Raw genomic sequence first — 14704 nt, forward strand, 5'->3', positions numbered from 1 at the left:
AAACCGCCGCTCAAGAATCTTCCGGAAGATGTGATTCAACCCTTTCCGTTGCCCAGTTTACCGAGCTGTTTTGCTGGGTACTGGCAGCAACCGAAGGCGAACCGCAGCCAGCCGTTTTCACACCGCCAGCATGCGGCCTTGAAATGATCATGCTGAATAAATACAGCGATGAACGTGTTTCGATCTGGATTGTGGACAGCTGGCCGGTCGCTATTACGCTGCCGCAAGAAAATTTCTTCCGTGTTTTAACTTCAGTCAAATCTAATTAAAGGGGAATATTATGATCAGCTTTGCAAACCGTTACCGCGCACCTACTTCTATTCGCCAGAACCGCCCGCTGACCAATGACGAATTACAGCGTATTGTGCCGAGCGCATTTTCTGCCGAGAAACATGAATCACGCTCAGATCGCTATACCTATATCCCGACCATTGAAATTCTGGATCGCCTGCGTGAAGAAGGTTTCCAGCCTTATTATGCCACGCAGTCACGAACCCGCGATGTTGAAAAACGTGAGTTCACCAAACACTTATTACGCCTGCGTCGCCATGATCAAATCGCGGGTAAAGAAGTCCCGGAAATTATTCTGCTGAACAGCCATGATGGCTCCAGCAGTTACAAAATGATCCCCGGCATGTTCCGTCAGATATGCACAAATGGTCTGGTCGCCTGGAAAAATTTTGGCGAGATTAAAGTCCCTCACAAAGGGGATATTGTGGGGCAGGTTATTGAGGGTGCTTATACCGTTCTGGAAACCTTCGATACAGTCTCTGGAAATATTGACCTGATGAAAGGCATCCAGCTGTCGGAGCCGGAACAGCGTCTTTTAAGCGCCGCTGCGCTGGAATATAAATATGATGGCGGTCATTCCCCTGTCACTCCTGACCAGTTATTACAGTCCCGTCGCTGGGAAGACAAAAGCCCCGATTTATGGACCACGTTTAACCGTATTCAGGAAAACGTGATCAAGGGCGGGATTTCCGGTAAGACGGCGAAAGGATCGCGCACCAGAACGCGTGAAGTCACCGGCATTGATGGTGATATTAAACTGAATCAGGCGCTGTGGAAAATGGCGGAAGAATTTGCAAAGCTGAAGGCCTGAAAATATGCCGCTCTCATGAGCGGCTTTTTATTGTGCCAATATCGAAGGCGAATCCGTCTTTACCCCGGCACCGCCGACCATCTCTCCCGAACCCCCGGCACGCTGTGCAAGAATATCTTTTCTGGCCAGTAACACCCGATATATATTTTTGATATCACGGGCATACGCACGACGGCGATCAATCATCTTTTTGTTCGGTCCCGTATTATACATTCCCACGCTGTCCCAGTTTCTTCCGTAAGACTGGAAGTTGCGCGCCAGAACCCACGCGCCTGAGTACACGCAAATACATGGATCATTTAAAAGCCTTTCCCGGCTGATATTAAATTTTTTAAGTTTTCCGTAATGGGAGCTGTTCACCTGCATACCGCAGACATCTTCTGTGCCGTTGCTATTCGATCCGTTGATCGCCTTTGGTTTCAGTCTGCTTTCTTTAATAGAAATTGACATCAGCAACAGCGGGTCAATCTGGTAATCCTTTCCTGCCTGGTCAAAGCACATCTGTGGAGCCGCACCCGCAGACAATGACATTACAAGCAGGGCAGTGGGGAACAACGATATTTTCATGTTTATGCCTTTTAGCGAAATATAAGGCGCTGTGGAAGGTGCTCTAAAAAATACCCCGGCAGATCACCGGAATCAAGTTAATTTCCTACAAACGCGCGGAAGCGCTTTTAGTGACATGTTTACCAACCCCCCACAATAAACAAAACCAGACCGGAGCAGGTATATCAGAGCCGCTCTTTACTAACCATTTAAAACATCACACCCCACGCAAGACGTTGTCTTGCAGATTTTATCTTTAAATTCAGGTGGATAAGATAACCAGTAATGCGGGATTTAAGTGTATAGGCATAAAAGGTGTGTCATACCCCACACATTGCAGTGCCGGATTAACACACACAGCAGTGCCTGTAACGGCACTGTAAAGTGTGGGGATTGTGTGTAGTTAATAATTAGAGTAACTTAAAATGAAACAGTGCCGGAACCCCACACATAACAGTGCCGTATCCCCACACCCTATGGTGCCGGATTAGCACACATGATAGTGCCGGATTAGCACACATCATTTTCGCTCTGTCTTATTTAATGGGCCGATAAGGCATAGCCACTCACAGACAAATTACAACCTTGCAGTGCTGCATCAGGCACTGTGTGAAAACTACAGGAAAATAAGATGCCTCGTAAGAACATCTACTTTAAAGATAAAATAGACCGCGAAATTCAGGATATTCTTGATATTGAGATTCAGAAGGGTGCAACATCCTCAGACATGAACTTTTCTTCTATGGTTAATGAACTCGTTCGTCTGGGGTTGATGGTCTACAAATCTAAAGATGAAGCATCAGTCTTTGACCTTGAAGGGTTTCGTCGTGACCTGATACAAAAAGTGTCCGGTTCCCGGGAAGGAATTATGATTTTAACTGCTCTTGTATCTGAAATTTTTGTTTCGGTGAAAGGTGAACAATACAGAGGGTCACTGGATGAGCTGGTTAATCAAAGCATCAGCGCGATTAACGATGCAGAGGATAATGCAGGTAATCAGCATTTTGTCTCTAAGTAGAAATTCACTGGCGGCCAAATCAATCCGGCCGCCATCGATCACTGAGGGCTGTTTTTATCCCAGGGCAGCCCGCTCTTCTCCGCATCAGATATTTTTTCTTTTAAGAAGACTTCAAACTCCATACACAGCACTTTCAGCGCCTGCGCATCCTCGTTCTGGTCAAGAACGCGGGCGGTAAAATAACCCAGCGTACTCATCAGTCGTGTCAGCATTTCGTCATTCAGACTGCGACCATGCACCCTGGCCATTGTCCTGACTTCTTCTGCAAGATTTTCAGGAATACGCATACTGTAACCTGTGGTTTTTCCGGGAAGTAAAGTTCTTGCGCCCTCCCGCCACATCCAGAGCAGTTCTTCATGGGGCCGGTTACTATTTTCTTCCTCCTTACCTTCACCCCCTGCATCCAGTAATTCATTCAGCCATAACTCAAATTTCACAGCCAGAGAAATCAGTTTTTCTGCATCTGCAGTTTTTATCAAAGGCACATCAGGCTGGTAATTAAGGGATAATAAAAGGCGGGCAATAATTTCATCGTTAACACTTCTTTTCCCTGCTCTGGCACATATTCGTAGCTCCATTAGCAAATTATCCGGTATACGCAGCCGCCATTCCACCGCTTCACCCGGCTGGAACTTGCGCGGCCGGCCACGGCCTTCCCACATTTTTTCTTTAACTTTCATAGCTGTAGATCCCCGTTGCAATCCAGCCACCTGGCAGACAATCAAGCCTACGCACTTCTATATTCAGATAAATCCGAAAGATATCTAAAAGTGTGACATGCGTCACAGTTTTTTTTTTTTTGAGGTCATGGGACAATATCGCGTGCGTAAACAACGACTTGCGCACATCACTTTTGTTTACTTCGGAGAAAACAAGCATGTCCATTAAAGGTAATGCCCTTAACATCGTGAAGGGACGGGCGGTAGCGTCTTTATTCAGTAAGGCGCGTGAAAACCGCCAGTTAAAGAAATTCGTCAAAAACGGGGGCCTGGTTTTAATTTCACTTATGGTCGCGCATCCGGTACTGGCGGCAGGTACTGATTTACTTTCATCTCAGCAAACCACCGTGAACAGCACCTTTGGTTCAGGCTCCTCTCTGGTGAAATGGTTCTATATTGCCGAAATCATCATGGGGCTTTTCATTTATATTAAGGCCCGTTCTCCTCTGGTATTCGTCGGCATCGTTATGGCGATTATCTTTACCCGTGTTGCTTTCGGTATCGCGAGCTAAAAGATGAGTGGGGAAGAAGATAAATACTACTTCCCGGAAACGCTCAATCAGCAGGACCGTTATTTAGGTTTGCCTCTCGATGAACTTATTATTGTTGCCCCCCTGATTTTGCTCGGTGTACTCAATGATATGTCAACTGAGCTTACCGTAATTGCGGGCCTGCTTTGGGCCCTGGTCAGGTATCTGAAAAAAGGGCAGGGGTCATACTGGTTGCTGAATTTTTGCTACTGGTATCTTCCAACTCTGTTATTCAAAGTCGCCTTTCGCCAGATACCTGATTCCAGTTTCCGACACTGGAGAGCTTAATCGCCATGAAGTTACAGGTTAAAGGTGAGCGTGATAAACAGCTCAGTTATGCGTTTATTGGGCTTTCCTCCTTAGTCTTTCTTCTGGGGGCGGGAAATGTACTGACGGGGTCGCTGGCATGGTATTTCGCCACCACCCAGAAAACTATCACCACCCCGATGTCCTATAACCAGCCTTTCGCTTCCGATTCTTCTGGTGCCGATGCTTCCGGCATGACCATGTTTGCCACCTCCTTTATTTACTGGCGGCTGAACGTGAGTCCGGAAAACATCGACAACAACCAGAAGATGCTGCTCGGGTTTGTCCCTTCAACTGAACGTGACCTCCTCAAAAAGGCTCTGGATGTTGAAGCGGAACGCATCAAAAAAGGAGGCATCACCACCCGGTTCGATACCCGTGAAGTTCGCGTGATGGCAGAACCTGGTGTGGTCGAGTTCAGCGGCACGCTGAAATCTTCCACCACCAACGGAGCCATTACCACACCACTGGCCGACCAGGAAAAGCGCTACCGACTCAAAATACGTTACGAGAACGGCCAGGTTAACCTTCTGGACTTCTCGGAGCTGCAACCGGTCACCACCACTAACTGACAGGACTGCCCATGAATCACCGCATTTCACCGGCAGCTGCTGCTGTGTTACTGGCAACAGGTTTATTTACCAGCGGCCTCCGGGCCGCTTCCGCCCCTGCTGCCATCCCGTTTGAGAATGACGCCGCCTTTAATGTCAGTCTCAGCAATAACAGTCCCAATAAAGTTGTTGTCGACGGGGAACTGATTACCAGCATCAGCGGACCCTCCGGTGCCTATGACCAGAGCACCACCGAAGAGGGTGCCCTCATTCTGTCCCCGCTTGTCGGGCAGAACTTCACACTGTTCATCCAGACCGATCACGGTTCATCACTCAGCCTTAATGTCAGGCCCCAGCCAGGGAGCGGTAAAACGCTGCGGTTTACGCCTCTCTCTCCTCCCGTGCGTAAGAATGACGACGCCAGAACCTGGGAGGAAGGACAGACCTACGAAAAAACGCTGGTCACCCTGGCGCGTACCGTTGCTAATGGCCAGGTTCCGGACGACTACACGGAATACCCGGTCAGTCGTATGAAAACCTACGCGCCCCCGACCGGAGTTCGTCTCACGCCGGAACGTCAGTTTGTGGGGCATCATCTTCGGGTAGTGCGCTTTCGCATGACCAATCCCGGTAACGTGACGCAGAGTCTGCGTGAACGGGATTTCTGGCTCAGGGGCGTCAGGGCAGTCATGCTTTCGCAAAACCAGCTTTACGCAGGTGGCGAAGGGTACGCCTGGATTGTCTTCTCGGATGACGGAGCGCCACACTCATGAGTCTGAATGAAAACCTGAAAACCCGCCGCACCCAGCTCGCCATTCTGGCGGGCGTTGTTCTCACCGGCGCCGCCACGGCCGGGGGCGTGGTCTGGTACGGACACCACCAGGAACAACAAAAGCAGGTCGCGCCTGCCGCCGCCCCCAATATGGCGGGCGTCGTTACCGCCGCGTTTAACGAGCAGGTTGCCCAGTCCGCGCTGGCGCAGCAGCAGGCAAAAACCTCCGCGCTCGAGGCACAGCTGGGAACGCTTGCACAGCAGGTCACCCAGAACAAACTCACCACGGAGCAGAAGCTGGCCGACAAGGATGCGGAAATCCAGCGCCTGACTGAGCAGCTGCAGAGAACTCCCCCGGGCACCACATCATCCGGCCAGCAGACACCACCTGCCGGTCCGGATGGCATTCCCCTGCCGGGGCCGGTTGCTGCAGGCCAGCCCCGACCCGATGCCTACACCGTCACCCCCGCAAGCGCACCGGCCGCCACTGGTACGCTGAACAGGGGGCAGGGCGCAGGATTCTATCCGGGGGGGAGCGGGCAGCATATGAGCGGCGGGCTGACAACCGCCACCTTCAGCTACGACAAGCTTAAAAAGAAACCCACGAAGTTACCCTGGATCCCGTCCGGCTCCTTTTCTGACGCCATCATGATTGAAGGTGCCGACGCCAACGCCAGCGTGACCGGCAAGCAGAATACCCGTCCCGTGACGTTCCGCCTGCTGGGGAGCATCCAGATGCCAAACGACAAAGAGTACAGCGCAGAGGGCTGCTTTGTGGTGGGTGAAATCTGGGGGGATATTTCCAGTGAACGCGGTGAGGTTCGCACGAAAACCATCAGCTGCGTGCTGAAAAATGGCAAGCACGTCGATATGGCGTTCAATGGTCACGTCAGCTATCAGGGTAAAGGAGGCATTCGCGGAAAACCGGTCATGCGTAACGGCATGATTGTCGGCTACGCCGGTGCAGCGGGCATGCTGTCCGGCTTCGGGGAAGGCATCAAGTCTGCCGCCACACCTTCCGTAGGGCTCGGTGCCACAGCGGACGTCAGCGCCGGTGACGTGTTCAAGCAGGGGTTCGGCGGCGGGGCAAGCAAGGCTGCTGACACTCTGAGCCAGTACTGGATCAAACGCGCCGAGCAATACCATCCTGTGATTGATATTGGTGCGGGTAACCGTGTCACGGTGGTGTTCCAGGAAGGTTTCCGTCTTGAAACGCTGGAAGATGCTGAGGAAGAGAAGGCGAAAGAGGAACTGCAGAAAGCCGGTACCGCCGCGCACAACGCTGTTGCCCCGGAACCCGTCAGCCAGACGACAACCAGCACCACTTCCGTCGGCAACATCAACCCGGATGACGTACTGCGTCAGGCGAGCCAGCTGCGCCTCGGTGACACCATCAATTAAGGAGGCTCAGATGAGTGTGACAGACAGCCCTGAAAACAGGGCGCTGCTGCAGGCGATTCAGAATGACTGGCGCACCTGGTCCGGGAGTGAAAAGAGCGGGATATGCAGCCTGTACTTTAGCGGGGGGATGATTCTGGCCGGTGCCTTGCTTGTCTTCCTGGCTGAGTTATCGGCTAACCAGAAGACGTTGTGTATTTTCGGACTCAATACTGTGCTGGTCGGCCTGGCGGCGTTCGCGATGGCCTCCCTTTCATCCACCGACTGGCCAGTGGTCATCGGCAAAAAGTTAAAGGTTTACCGGCCGCAGGATCCCGGAGCGTATCACCGTTTATGCATGGCCATGCTGGTAGCCGGAAAGCTGCAACAGGACGATCTGCGGGCATGGCTCGATGCTGAAACCAGCGCAGGGCCAGTCATTGAGGTTGAACAGGTAAGGGGAGAGTTATGTTGAACCGGGTCAGACGATTGCTGATTAAAGCCCTGGGGGGCATAACAGAAGACGAAATGAGAGGGGTATATGCAGAAAACAAGAAACTGAAACAGCTTCTGAGTCCTTATACGAAATTTATTAACGATATTTATTTTTATGCCGGGAACTATCCGGCCTGGAAGGCGCAACAGGATTTCAGACATTTTCTCCACGATGCCCACATGCCCTTAACGCAGAACTATGACAGCCCGGCACGGGGCTACGCATATTCTGTTGATGACTATCTCGGACGGATTGTGGATGCGTTTGTCTACTTACGGCAGGAAGTCAATTTAGAGGGCAAGGGTGACGACCGGCGATTATGGCAGAAAGAAAACCTTTCGCAAGCCAGAGGGGACATTTATCTGAACCGGGAGCAGCACTCCAGGCCGTTGGCCACTCGCCAGCAGTCAGGCGCTGTAAGGTCGGTTGAGTGACTTACGTATGTTTAGCGCTGGAGAGATGAAATGACAACGACAGTCAGAAAATTGTCACTGAACCAAATCCTGTATAACTATCGCCATACCCTTATTCCTGCCCTGGTATTCACCATCGAGCTAACAGTGTGGGCAACGCTCAACCTTAAAGGCCTGGGTGATAAAGGCTGGGTCTACTGGAGAGTATTCCTGCTCATAAACGTGTTCCTCGTGTTCTTTAGTGGCTATGCCTTTGAAAAAGACGATGACTTGCCCCTTATGTTCGGTTCAGTCATCCCGTGGATCGTGATGCTGATACTGGGCAGTGTTTATGGCTTCATCCAGATGAACCTGAACTTTCTGACGCTGGACTTATTTTTTGGCGGCGTGGCCGCAAGCACTTTTTTGCAGGCACTTTTCATTGTTGTGAATCGCATCGACAGTTAATCCGTATTGAGCATTATCCCTCCCTGAACACCCCTTAATTAAAACCGGAGTTACCCCATGAAAACACTGATGGGTGCTGCACTGCTGTGCAGCGCGCTGACCGGCTGCGCCGGTATGAATTCTGATTTCGACTGCAACAAGACGACGACCGACCAGTGCCTGACAACCGGTGAGGCTAACAAACTGGCTGCACAGGGTAAAAGTCTGGACGACCTGACGGCCGATAAAGCTGCAAAAAAGCCTGCGGGTGAAACCCTGCCGGCACTGCGTAACACGGCTCCCGCTGTTAATCCGTGGCGTCCTGTTTCTGTCGCAGCAACCGGAACCCCATCCACCAAGCCTGCACCGCGTCTGCTGACGACCGCGCCGTCCGGCGATGCGGGCCTTACCGGCACACCACGTGTCACGTCCGGCTATGTCACGCCGTTGACGACAGTGACCCGGGCTAACACGGCAGGCCGCGTAACGGCTGAACGTATTCCGGATGCCACCCAGCGCCTGTGGATCGCCCCCTGGGTGGACACTGATGACAACTTTCACCAGCCCTCAGTGGTGGAGTTTGTCCGCAACAAATCCCACTGGGATGAGAGCTATCGCGTGATTGGGGAGGGCGGGGAATGAACGTCGTCGACAGCCTGATGGATCTGGTCAGAGGCCGGAAGCAGGAGGACGGGGCGGCGGCGGCCCGGGCCAACCTTCAGCAGACATGGGGCTATCCGTCCCTGGTCGCCGCCCTGCCGTACCGCTATTACGATGAGGCCAACGAGCTGTTCGTGAATGCCGGTACCGCCGGGTTTATCCTGGAAGCCGCGCCGCTGCCGGGGGCAAACGAGCAGGTGATCGCCGCCCTCGATGACATGCTGCGCAAGAAGCTGCCGCGCAAAACGCCGGTCAGCGTCATTCTGCTGGCCAGCAAGTGTGTCGGGGAGCGTATTTCCCGTGGCGTCAGCACCGACATGTGGAAGGGTGAGATGGCCGATCACCTCAATAAAATCACCCGCGCGTTCTGGGAGCGCTCGGCGCTGAAGGGACTGGCCAACGAGCGGGAATACCCGCTGTATCTGCGAAACTACCGCATCTTTATTGTGTACGGTAAACCCGCGAAACGCTTTACCCAGCAGATCATGGATGACCTGGTGCAGGTGCGGAACACCATCCGCGTTTCACTCAGCGCAGCGCGTATCGACTCCATAAACACGGATGTGAACGCGTTCCTGTCTGCCATGCGCGAGATGCTGAACTACCGTCAGGATCAGGTCATGACCTCCAGCGGTGAGTACAACGAGGACGAAAAGCTCAACCGTCAGGTTGTTGACCCGTCCATCGATGTCCGGGTACGCCCGTCGCATATTCGCCTTGAACTGCCTGAAAGTATTGATGCCGGAGGGACGCGCCTGCCGGCGTCAACCTGCCGGGTGATCAACATGCAGCTCAACAAAAACCCCCGGCGGTTCGCCCTGTGGCAGGGGGCCGATAACCTGCAGAACCTGCGCTTCCCTGATTTAGGGATCCCGTGTCCGTTTATGCTCACCTGGACCACAGAACTCGAGGAGCAGACCGCCACGCAGAACGAGGCGCTGCGTAAGGACATGGATTTGTCCAAGAAAGCCGCGTCGGCTTACGGCCAGCTGTTCCCGGGAACCAAACGCGCGGCAGATGAATGGCGGCGCAACCGCGAGCAGCTGTCCAGCAATGAGATCGCCTTCTGCCGTACCTACCTCAACCTCACGCTGTTCACCCCGGATAACAATACGGACGCGCAGGCCTGTGAACTGGCCGCCGTGAACGTGTTCCGTAAGAACGATCTGGAGATGGTGACGGTGCAGTACCAGCAGATGCGTAACTGGCTGGCCTGCTTCCCGTTCATGATGCAGGAGGGGATGTGGGAGGACCTGAAAATGACCGGGGCGACGCTGCGCTGCAAATCGTGGAATGCCGTGAACCTGATGCCGGTGGTGGCTGAGCGTCAGCTGTCGCACGTGGGCATGCCACTGCCCACCTACCGCAACCAGGTGGCGTTCTTTGACATGTTCGGGGAGGAGAACGGCAGCACCAACTTCAATATTGCGGTGACCGGGACCTCCGGGGCCGGGAAGTCATTCCTGACGCAGGGCATTCTGCGCGACGTCCTGAATGCCGGCGGTTTCGCCTGGGTTATCGACATGGGCGACAGCTACAAGAACTACTGTCAGCAGGCCGGCGGTGTGTATCTTGACGGGGCGAAGCTGCGGTTTAACCCGTTTGCCAACGTTAAGGACATCAAGCACTCCGCTGAGGGGATTGTCCGTCTGCTGACGGTACTGGCCAGCCCTACTGAGCCGCTTGATGGTGTGTGTGAGGCCATTCTGCAGAAGGCGGTGATGGACGCCTGGGAGAAAAAGCAGCAGGGTGCCCGCATCGATGACGTTCATAACTACCTGACCCATCCGGACGTGAACGGCGCGTTTGCCGACAAGCCGACCATCATCAGCCGCCTGGCGGAACTGGCCATGCTGCTGGAAACTTACTGCACCTGGGGGCCGGACGGCGAATACTTCAACGCTGACAATCCGACGCTTGATGGCGAAACGCGCTTTGCAGTGCTGGAGCTGCTGAGCCTTGAAGATAAGCCGAAGCTGCTGTCTTCCATCCTGTTCTCACTCATCCTGGCGATTCAGGAAAAGATGTACCACAGCCCGCGCGACCTGAAGAAAGTCTGCATCATCGACGAAGCCTGGCGACTACTCGGCGGCTCCAACCCGCACGCGGCCCGCTTTATCGAAACCGGCTACCGCACCGTGCGCCGTCACCGCGGCTCGTTCATCACCATCACCCAGGGTATCAAGGACTTCAGTGCCAGTAAGGAAGCGGAAGCCGCCTGGAACAACAGCTCAACCAAAATCACGCTGTTGCAGGATGCGAGGGCGTTCAAGCAGTACCTCTCCGACAACCCGGATCAGTTCTCGGACATGGAAAAAGAGGTTATCCGTGGCTTCCAGCCCGCCCTGCAGACCGGCTACAGCTCCCTGCTTATCAGTGCCGGCGAGTTCAGCTCGTTCCACCGTCTGTTTGTCGACCCCATTACGCGCGCCATGTTCAGTTCGCGCGGTGAGGACTTCGCCTATATGCAGAACGCGCAGAAGGCCGGTGCCACATCAGAGGAAGCCGCGTATCTGCTGGCTGAGAAGAAGTTCGGTGATGAACTTCGTGAACTGGAAGAGTGGGTGAAAGCAGCATGACAGACAACCAGAAACAGTACGACCAGACAGCCCGCGTGAAACTGACCCGCAGACTGTCGTCCAGAGGGATAAAGATAGCGGCGTATGTGCTGGTCTCCCAGCTCGTCCTGACCGGGATTGCCTGTGTGGTAATGAAAAATACCACGCCGGAAGTGGTGGTGTTCGACATGAAGGGCACGGTTGACCTCTTTATGCAGCAGTCGGCCCGGCTGCAGATGGATGAGGACAAGGCCAGGCTGCTGACGACGCGTTTTAATGCGGCGCTGACAGACAGCCTGGCCGCCTGGCAGGCTGACCATAACGGCATCATTCTGGTGAAGCCGGCGGTCATGAGTGCGCAGACGGATATCACCGCAGAGATTCAGCAGGATATCGCCCGGCGGGTGAAGGAGGGGCTGTGAAAGCACAACGCTTGCTGACGGCCCTGGCGCTGCTGACGCTGTCAGCCAGCTGCGGGGCGAAAGACCTGGGAACCTGGGGCAACGTCTTCGAGCCTGCCGAGCAGGACATGCTGCTGTTTATTCAGAGCCGCCTGCAGGGCATGGAACAGTCAGGGGAACTGGACAGGCTCAGGGAAGAGGCAACGGAGCGGGTAAAAAAGCATGCCGTTCGCCCGGCACCGGTGGAGGGCCTGTCGCCCGCGACAGACTACCGTGCGTTTTCGTTTGACCCGACCTTCACCGTCAGGGAAACCATAACCGACACGCAGGGCAACCTGATTGCCCGCAAGGGTGACCAGGTGAACCCGCTGGACAAAGTGCCTTACAGCCAAGTGCTGTTCTTCATTGATGGCGATGATAAAGAGCAGCTGGCGTGGGTGAAAAAGCAGATCGCCGGGCAGGTGAGTTTTAAGGTGATCCTGGTGAACGGCAATATCAAAGACGTCAGTGATGCACTGGATGAACGCATCTTCTTTGATCAGGCCGGTGTGCTGACCCGCAAGTTTGGCTTTGAACGTATCCCCGCCCGTATCTCACGCGACGGACGCGTGCTGAAAGTGGAAGAAATTCCGGTATCAGGAGCAAAAAAATGACATCGACAACGTTGGGTGACCTGTTCCCCGAAATGCGCAACGCCGCGCCCGGCAATGACCGCAAGCGCAAACCCGCAAACAGAATCACCCGCCCGGGGACGGCGGAACGACTGAAAGCGCTGTATCCGGAGATTGAATCATGGAACCCGGTATTCGCCACCCAGGCCTGGTTCCGGTGGCTCAGTGAAAACGATATGGAGCTGGTCGAACCGGAAAGCCGGGATGAGCGTTTCCCTGATTACCTTGTCGGGCTTATCCGGGAAAAAATGGCGGAGATGGGCTTATGGCTGTGATCCGCTGCCTGGCTCCCGCTGATGGCCTGCAGGGCGTGATGGCGTGCCTGCGCGAAAGTGAGAGCCTGGCCGGTATCCTGGCGGTGGTGTTGCTGACAGGCGGGTGGCTGGCGCTGCAGTATCTTGCAGAGGCGCGGCGTGACAGGCGTTGCCGGGAGGTAAAACCTGTCATTCCGGCATTTGGCAGTGGCCAGCATGCCGATGCCATGTACACCTTCGCCAACCGGGAGTATTACCAGGTGATGCTGGCTGAAATGGAAAAGGCCCTGTTTGCGGCAGGTTACGAACTGACGCGCAACGAATCGCTGCGCATGGCGTTGCCGGATACCGACCGGCGTGTCATCAGCCGGCAGATATTCCGGGCGCGCCAGGGGTATACCTCACCGTCCCTGTCTGAGCAGGCGATGAACGCCTGCGAAGATGCCGCAACGAAAGAAGGGTACACCGGCATGTGGCTTAGTGTGCTTATCCGGGGCAGTGAGCGGCAGGGCTGGTACATCACCCGGTCCCGGTAAGCCTTATTTCTCCACTCCCCCTTCCAGCGGGCTTGATCCCGTCCCGCTTTCTTCTCATTACGAAAAGGTAACGACATGAAAAAAGACCCTGACCGTAAAAAGGGCCGGACTTCTCCCATCACAGCGGTACGCCATGACGAACATTCGGCATTGCGGCTGGATGAAATTCTCACCGATAACCCGCTGTACAGCCCTTCATCCGTGCTTCGCGGCGCCATTCTCGCCCTGTACGAAATGTCGCGGGAACAGCGTCTGGCCATCATCGTAAAAGCCGCCACGCACTGAGCCACAATCCATTCGTTTTTATCACTGGCCTTCTCACCCGTCTGGTGGTTGCGGCTGTCACGGAGTTGATTACCATGAAATCCTGTTCCCGGTTTTCTGTCTTTTGTCTTGCCCTGGTATTGTGGGCGCTGAAGCCTGCGCCTGCGGCTCATGCCAGCAATGCCGGTGACGGGCGCTGGGTTAACCCCATATCGGATGTGTGCTGGAAATGCCTGTTCCCGATGTCACTCGGCAATATTCAGCTGGCTTCCGGGCCGCAGCGGGATACCGCAAACCCGTCGTCACCCATCCAGATTTGCCCGGTCGGGGTGCTGTACCGTGTTGGCCTGGCTATCGGATTCTGGGAGCCGATGGCGATGGTGGACGTGACCCGTGAGCCGGGCGTCATGGTCAATATGGGCGGGTTCAAAATCAATCTCGGGCGAACCGGGACCGGAACGGCGGGCCAGAGTGACCGGCCTGCTGCCGGAACGTTCTACCATGTCCACTGGTATAAATATCCGCTCATTTTCTGGCTCAATATCATTACCAGTCTCGGCTGCCTGCAGACCGGGGATATGGATATCGCGTATCTGTCGGAAGTGGATCCCCTCTGGAATGACAGCACGCTGTCGATGCTGATTAACCCGGAAGCGGCGTTGTTCGGTAACCTGGTCGCCCAGGGAGCCTGCGCGGCTGATGCCGTATCGAGTTCCGCCGGGGTGCCGGTATCCGCGCTGTTCTGGTGTGCCGGAAGCCAGGGGTCCATTTATCCCCTGACAGGGTATACCAGCGGAGAGTTCTCCCCCCTTGAGTCGTCTTTGCTGGTCAGCGAACGGATGGCATTCAAGATGCACCGGGAAGGTCTGGTCTGGAACTCTGTCGGGGCAGATAGCGCCGTCTGTAACCAGTACCCTTCACCGATCATCCCGAAGGAGCGCTGGCGTTATCAGATGGTCAATATGTATCCCGAAACCGGCAACTGCCATCCCTTCGGGGCCAGCACCCAGCTGTGGGGTACCACGCACAATTCTCCCTCTTCCAAAAAGAACTTCGGCTATCTCTTCTGGCGCAAACGTAACTGCGTCTTTCTGTAAGGACTGA

21 protein-coding genes are annotated in these 14704 nt (G+C 54.5%); 19 read left to right on the forward strand and 2 right to left on the reverse strand.

Annotated features, from left to right (window positions below; genetic code table 11):
- On the forward strand, positions 1 to 269 hold a 269-nt coding region (locus ACOYA6_RS21160; RefSeq protein ID WP_422655335.1), incomplete at its 5' end, for a hypothetical protein.
- 11 nt (positions 270 to 280) lie between these two features.
- On the forward strand, positions 281 to 1102 hold the full coding sequence (locus ACOYA6_RS21165) for a DUF932 domain-containing protein (RefSeq protein WP_394854202.1): 822 nt from the start codon (positions 281 to 283) through the stop codon (positions 1100 to 1102).
- 27 nt (positions 1103 to 1129) lie between these two features.
- Here ACOYA6_RS21165 and ACOYA6_RS21170 read toward each other — a convergent pair whose 3' ends face one another.
- Positions 1130 to 1669, reverse strand: a complete 540-nt coding sequence (locus ACOYA6_RS21170; protein WP_262660939.1) for a lytic transglycosylase domain-containing protein — start codon at positions 1667 to 1669, stop codon at positions 1130 to 1132.
- Between the two features lie 610 nt (positions 1670 to 2279).
- Between ACOYA6_RS21170 and ACOYA6_RS21175 the strand changes: the two genes are divergently transcribed.
- A complete protein-coding gene (locus ACOYA6_RS21175; protein WP_172693770.1) occupies positions 2280 to 2666 on the forward strand; it encodes a relaxosome protein TraM in 387 nt (128 codons plus the stop codon).
- 38 nt (positions 2667 to 2704) lie between these two features.
- Here the strand turns inward: ACOYA6_RS21175 and ACOYA6_RS21180 are convergent, their stop codons facing one another.
- On the reverse strand, positions 2705 to 3346 hold the full coding sequence (locus ACOYA6_RS21180; RefSeq protein ID WP_422655336.1) for an Arc family DNA-binding protein: 642 nt from the start codon (positions 3344 to 3346) through the stop codon (positions 2705 to 2707).
- A gap of 197 nt (positions 3347 to 3543) precedes the next feature.
- Between ACOYA6_RS21180 and ACOYA6_RS21185 the strand changes: the two genes are divergently transcribed.
- The 16 genes from ACOYA6_RS21185 to traU all read left to right on the forward strand — a co-directional run bounded on the left by ACOYA6_RS21185 (position 3544) and on the right by traU (position 14697).
- Positions 3544 to 3897: a type IV conjugative transfer system pilin TraA gene (locus tag ACOYA6_RS21185; protein ID WP_172693772.1), complete on the forward strand. Its 354-nt coding sequence runs from the start codon at positions 3544 to 3546 to the stop codon at positions 3895 to 3897.
- A gap of 3 nt (positions 3898 to 3900) precedes the next feature.
- Positions 3901 to 4203, forward strand: coding sequence for a type IV conjugative transfer system protein TraL (traL, locus tag ACOYA6_RS21190; RefSeq protein ID WP_172693773.1), 303 nt, complete (start codon positions 3901 to 3903; stop codon positions 4201 to 4203).
- A gap of 5 nt (positions 4204 to 4208) precedes the next feature.
- Complete coding sequence (locus ACOYA6_RS21195; protein ID WP_181726303.1) at positions 4209 to 4793, forward strand: type IV conjugative transfer system protein TraE; 585 nt, start codon at positions 4209 to 4211, stop codon at positions 4791 to 4793.
- 11 nt (positions 4794 to 4804) lie between these two features.
- The gene (gene traK / locus ACOYA6_RS21200; RefSeq protein ID WP_181726304.1) at positions 4805 to 5545 is read left to right on the forward strand and encodes a type-F conjugative transfer system secretin TraK; all 741 of its coding nucleotides are present in this window, start codon (positions 4805 to 4807) and stop codon (positions 5543 to 5545) included.
- Positions 5542 to 6945 (forward strand): F-type conjugal transfer pilus assembly protein TraB, encoded by a 1404-nt coding sequence (gene traB, locus ACOYA6_RS21205; protein WP_422655337.1) that lies wholly within the window; start codon positions 5542 to 5544, stop codon positions 6943 to 6945. The genes traK and traB overlap by 4 nt, the downstream gene beginning before the upstream one ends.
- Before the next feature lie 10 nt (positions 6946 to 6955).
- The gene (locus ACOYA6_RS21210; RefSeq protein ID WP_422655338.1) at positions 6956 to 7396 is read left to right on the forward strand and encodes a hypothetical protein; all 441 of its coding nucleotides are present in this window, start codon (positions 6956 to 6958) and stop codon (positions 7394 to 7396) included.
- On the forward strand, positions 7390 to 7851 hold the full coding sequence (locus tag ACOYA6_RS21215; protein WP_422655339.1) for a hypothetical protein: 462 nt from the start codon (positions 7390 to 7392) through the stop codon (positions 7849 to 7851). The genes ACOYA6_RS21210 and ACOYA6_RS21215 overlap by 7 nt, the downstream gene beginning before the upstream one ends.
- 30 nt (positions 7852 to 7881) lie before the next feature.
- Entirely contained in the window at positions 7882 to 8277 is a 396-nt protein-coding gene (locus ACOYA6_RS21220; protein ID WP_422655340.1) for a hypothetical protein, read from the forward strand.
- Between the two features lie 57 nt (positions 8278 to 8334).
- Complete coding sequence (gene traV / locus ACOYA6_RS21225) at positions 8335 to 8898, forward strand: type IV conjugative transfer system lipoprotein TraV (RefSeq protein WP_422655341.1); 564 nt, start codon at positions 8335 to 8337, stop codon at positions 8896 to 8898.
- Entirely contained in the window at positions 8895 to 11495 is a 2601-nt protein-coding gene (gene traC, locus ACOYA6_RS21230) for a type IV secretion system protein TraC (protein WP_422655342.1), read from the forward strand. Before traV ends, traC begins: the two co-directional genes overlap by 4 nt.
- Positions 11492 to 11896 carry a type-F conjugative transfer system protein TrbI gene (gene trbI / locus ACOYA6_RS21235; protein WP_148569922.1) on the forward strand — a complete coding sequence of 135 codons (405 nt, stop codon included), beginning with the start codon at positions 11492 to 11494 and terminating at the stop codon, positions 11894 to 11896. The genes traC and trbI overlap by 4 nt, the downstream gene beginning before the upstream one ends.
- Complete coding sequence (gene traW / locus ACOYA6_RS21240; RefSeq protein ID WP_148569923.1) at positions 11893 to 12528, forward strand: type-F conjugative transfer system protein TraW; 636 nt, start codon at positions 11893 to 11895, stop codon at positions 12526 to 12528. Before trbI ends, traW begins: the two co-directional genes overlap by 4 nt.
- The gene (locus ACOYA6_RS21245) at positions 12525 to 12821 is read left to right on the forward strand and encodes a hypothetical protein (protein WP_172693784.1); all 297 of its coding nucleotides are present in this window, start codon (positions 12525 to 12527) and stop codon (positions 12819 to 12821) included. Before traW ends, ACOYA6_RS21245 begins: the two co-directional genes overlap by 4 nt.
- Positions 12812 to 13336, forward strand: a complete 525-nt coding sequence (locus tag ACOYA6_RS21250; RefSeq protein WP_422655343.1) for a hypothetical protein — start codon at positions 12812 to 12814, stop codon at positions 13334 to 13336. The genes ACOYA6_RS21245 and ACOYA6_RS21250 overlap by 10 nt, the downstream gene beginning before the upstream one ends.
- Before the next feature lie 75 nt (positions 13337 to 13411).
- Positions 13412 to 13621, forward strand: a complete 210-nt coding sequence (locus ACOYA6_RS21255) for a hypothetical protein (protein ID WP_333854385.1) — start codon at positions 13412 to 13414, stop codon at positions 13619 to 13621.
- 74 nt (positions 13622 to 13695) lie between these two features.
- Positions 13696 to 14697, forward strand: a complete 1002-nt coding sequence (gene traU, locus ACOYA6_RS21260) for a conjugal transfer pilus assembly protein TraU (protein WP_422655344.1) — start codon at positions 13696 to 13698, stop codon at positions 14695 to 14697.
- Positions 14698 to 14704: the final 7 nt, after the last annotated feature.

It is taken from the genome of Leclercia barmai (genome assembly GCF_049312895.1).
GTDB lineage: Bacteria > Pseudomonadota > Gammaproteobacteria > Enterobacterales > Enterobacteriaceae > Enterobacter > Enterobacter barmai.

Bases quoted from the DNA above. Each gene is read 5' to 3' on its own strand.
- traU (WP_422655344.1), top strand. From the start codon at position 13,696: ATGAAATCCTGTTCCCGGTTTTCTGTCTTTTGTCTTGCCCTGGTATTG.
- ACOYA6_RS21215 (WP_422655339.1), top strand. From the start codon at position 7,390: ATGTTGAACCGGGTCAGACGATTGCTGATTAAAGCCCTGGGGGGCATA.
- traV (WP_422655341.1), top strand. From the start codon at position 8,335: ATGAAAACACTGATGGGTGCTGCACTGCTGTGCAGCGCGCTGACCGGC.
- traC (WP_422655342.1), top strand. From the start codon at position 8,895: ATGAACGTCGTCGACAGCCTGATGGATCTGGTCAGAGGCCGGAAGCAG.
- ACOYA6_RS21180 (WP_422655336.1), bottom strand. From the start codon at position 3,346: ATGAAAGTTAAAGAAAAAATGTGGGAAGGCCGTGGCCGGCCGCGCAAG.
- traK (WP_181726304.1), top strand. From the start codon at position 4,805: ATGAATCACCGCATTTCACCGGCAGCTGCTGCTGTGTTACTGGCAACA.
- ACOYA6_RS21220 (WP_422655340.1), top strand. From the start codon at position 7,882: ATGACAACGACAGTCAGAAAATTGTCACTGAACCAAATCCTGTATAAC.
- ACOYA6_RS21245 (WP_172693784.1), top strand. From the start codon at position 12,525: ATGACATCGACAACGTTGGGTGACCTGTTCCCCGAAATGCGCAACGCC.
- ACOYA6_RS21185 (WP_172693772.1), top strand. From the start codon at position 3,544: ATGTCCATTAAAGGTAATGCCCTTAACATCGTGAAGGGACGGGCGGTA.
- ACOYA6_RS21165 (WP_394854202.1), top strand. From the start codon at position 281: ATGATCAGCTTTGCAAACCGTTACCGCGCACCTACTTCTATTCGCCAG.
- ACOYA6_RS21250 (WP_422655343.1), top strand. From the start codon at position 12,812: ATGGCTGTGATCCGCTGCCTGGCTCCCGCTGATGGCCTGCAGGGCGTG.
- traL (WP_172693773.1), top strand. From the start codon at position 3,901: ATGAGTGGGGAAGAAGATAAATACTACTTCCCGGAAACGCTCAATCAG.
- ACOYA6_RS21170 (WP_262660939.1), bottom strand. From the start codon at position 1,669: ATGAAAATATCGTTGTTCCCCACTGCCCTGCTTGTAATGTCATTGTCT.
- ACOYA6_RS21195 (WP_181726303.1), top strand. From the start codon at position 4,209: ATGAAGTTACAGGTTAAAGGTGAGCGTGATAAACAGCTCAGTTATGCG.
- trbI (WP_148569922.1), top strand. From the start codon at position 11,492: ATGACAGACAACCAGAAACAGTACGACCAGACAGCCCGCGTGAAACTG.
- traB (WP_422655337.1), top strand. From the start codon at position 5,542: ATGAGTCTGAATGAAAACCTGAAAACCCGCCGCACCCAGCTCGCCATT.
- ACOYA6_RS21210 (WP_422655338.1), top strand. From the start codon at position 6,956: ATGAGTGTGACAGACAGCCCTGAAAACAGGGCGCTGCTGCAGGCGATT.
- ACOYA6_RS21175 (WP_172693770.1), top strand. From the start codon at position 2,280: ATGCCTCGTAAGAACATCTACTTTAAAGATAAAATAGACCGCGAAATT.
- ACOYA6_RS21255 (WP_333854385.1), top strand. From the start codon at position 13,412: ATGAAAAAAGACCCTGACCGTAAAAAGGGCCGGACTTCTCCCATCACA.